At 45.4% G+C, this 674-nt stretch carries 1 protein-coding gene; it reads right to left on the bottom strand.

Annotated elements, in window-relative coordinates; all coding sequences use genetic code 11:
- Positions 1-422 (bottom strand): hypothetical protein (locus A3738_RS07615; protein ID WP_197473683.1); only part of this gene is annotated, 422 nt, incomplete at its 3' end.
- Positions 423-674 lie beyond the last annotated feature (252 nt).

Here is a 674-nt window from a genome sequence, read left to right as displayed (position 1 = left end):
TCAGCCGGATAAGCCTCAAGCGAGAGTGTTTGTCCATTCAATAATGGCAAGGAATAGAAATCGCTATCATCACGAGCGAAAGAAAGCCCGTTGCTGTATGCGCCATTAGCTGCACTGACATAGCCACCAACAGAGCTAGGGTTGTTTAGTCTCTGCGCTTGGGAAAAGGAATTGTTATTGAGATTGATAGCGAAAGAGCCCGCGACCTGCGTGTCAGAATCTTGCGCCATAGATGATGTGAGTCGAAGGGTGCCTGAAATCGTTCGCGCTTGAGAAGGACCTCCTGCCACTAAACCGCCGTTGATACCTTGCGAGCCGTCAGCCTCAGAGCTACCGCCACCACAAGCAGTCAGAAGCATAGTAGCGAGCACTATGCACCACTCACCGATACGACCCTGTAAAGACCAATCCTTCAAAATCACAATCTAGTTCTACTCAAAAGACGATTGAAACAACATACATGCTGCTCATTATATTTTGAGTCTAGCAGTAGCAAGTAAAATATCTCTGCGGAGCATCGCCAAAACATCATAAATATCGCTCAATTAAGTAAATTTTCGTCAACTACAGTCTTGAGATCCCTTGAACACCATTGCTACTATGCATTGAGGCAAGGGAAAGCCGACCATAACACTATTTCAAGGATGAAATATGACAACGAAAAACACATTTCG

This window comes from Oleiphilus sp. HI0066 (assembly GCF_001635725.1).
Note: the sequence above shows the minus strand (reverse complement) of the source record. Positions and strands in the feature narration are given on the sequence as shown.